Raw genomic sequence first — 1,931 nt, 5'->3', positions numbered from 1 at the left:
CCTCCCGCCCCGCCGCATCCTGCTGACCGGCGCCACCGGATTCCTCGGCAGCCATATGCTGCTGGACCTGCTGCGGCACAGCGACGCCCACGTCTACTGCCTGGTCCGGGCCGCCGACGAGGAGGCGGCCGTGGCCCGGCTCGGCGCGGCGCTCAAGGACTATGCGCTGCCCTGGTCGTCGGAGGTCCGCCGCCGCATCACCGTGCTCCCCGGCGACATCCGCCAACCCCACCTGGGCCTGTCCGACGAGCTCTGGAACACCCTCACCCACGAGCTGGACAGCGTCGTCTCCGTCGCCGCCGCCGTGGACTTCCTGCGCGGCTACCAGTCGCTGCGCAGCAGCAACGTCATCGGCGCCCTCACCCTGGCCGAACTCGCCGCGACAGGCCGCCCCAAGCCGCTGCACCACATCTCCTCCATCGCCGTCTTCAACGAGGTCGGCATCCCGTCGATGGGCGAGGACGACCCCCTCGCCCACATCGACCGTCTCGTCGCGGGCTACGACCAGACCAAGTGGGCCGCGGAAGTCGCCCTGCGCCGCGCTCGCGACCACGGCCTGATCGTCACCGCCCTGCGCCCGGGCGGCATCGGGGGCCACACCAGGACCGGCGCCTACAACGCCCAGGACCTCAGCAGCGGCCTCATCTCGGCGTTCGGCCGCTTCCGCACCGTGCCCGCCTTCCGCTATCTCAACGCCGCCCCGGTCGACTGGGTCAGCCGCGTCGCGGTCGCCGTCGTCTGCGAGCCGGACGCCTGGGGCTTCGACTACAACCTCACCGGCGTTCCCAACACCCTGGACGACGTCGTACGGGACATGGCGTTCGGCGGCATGCACGTCCGCGTACAGGACTGGGACGAGTGGCGCACCGACGCCCTGGCCCGCCTGGCGGCCGAGCCGATCCCCGAACTGACCTTCCTCAGCCGCGTGTTGCAGAGCCCCACCGCGCTGAAGCTGTGCGAGGCGACCCTGAAGGGCCCGGCCGCCATCGCCGACCGCACCACGGCCCTGGTCGAAGCCCTCGGTCTGGCGCCCGCCGCACGCTACGACGCCCGGGCCCAGGTGAAGACCTTCGAGCGCCTCGCCGGCGACGGCCTGGCCCGGCTCCCGCACAAGGACGACCAGCCCTACCTGTGGTTCTCCGAGACCACCCGAGGCGGCGTCGGCCCGATCGACGCCGCCCCCGACACTCCCTGCTCGATGTCCCTCACGCTCTCCATCGCGAGCATGCACCAGCTGGTGACGGACCGCCGCGTCGACGTTCGCGGCGAGGTCACCTGCCCGGCCCTGCACGCCGAGCCGTTGACGGTGGAACGCGGCGACGTCTGGATCCGCCCCGAGGAAGGCATCCCGCACCGGCACGGCCTGCGCCACCAACTCCTGCGCTACCGGCTGGAGTTGCGGGACGTCGACGGCGGCCGTTGGTGGCTGGAGGGTCACAAGTACGCGCGCGCCCGCCGGGACGTCTGGCGCCAGACCCGCGCCCTGACCGTGGAACTCGGCCGCGAGGGCGAACCGGCGAGCCTCGCGGGCGAGGTCGTCGTCCCGCCCGACTCCTACGTACGCGACCAGATCGACGGCATCAAGGTCGACCCGCGCCTGACCAGCCAGGAGAAGCGCGCCGCCAAGCTGACCTGGCTCGCCTGGTTCGGCCTGGAGATGGGCCGCGGACTGGTCGGCCCCTTCGCCCGGGCCGCCGCGGACCTGCTCGACCTGCGCCGCACCCAGACCCCCACGGAGCACCACCGATGATCTTCCGGACAACCCCCTCGCGGCCCATCTCCAGGCCGAACCAGGCGAGCCAGGTCAGCTTGGCGGCGCGCTTCTCCTGGCTGGTCAGGCGCGGGTCGACCTTGATGCCGTCGATCTGGTCGCGTACGTAGGAGTCGGGCGGGACGACGACCTCGCCCGCGAGGCTCGCCGGTTCGCCCTC

The 1,931-nt window shown here is 72.4% G+C and carries 1 protein-coding gene; it reads left to right on the top strand.

Features of this window, described 5'->3' with window-relative positions; all coding sequences use genetic code 11:
* Window positions 1-1,750: thioester reductase domain-containing protein (locus EAO75_RS45465; protein ID WP_148000966.1), on the top strand; the 1,750-nt coding region annotated here is incomplete at its 5' end.
* Window positions 1,751-1,931 lie beyond the last annotated feature (181 nt).

This window comes from Streptomyces sp. UW30, assembly GCF_008042075.1.
GTDB lineage: Bacteria > Actinomycetota > Actinomycetes > Streptomycetales > Streptomycetaceae > Streptomyces.
This window is presented reverse-complemented; position numbering and strand designations above follow the sequence as displayed.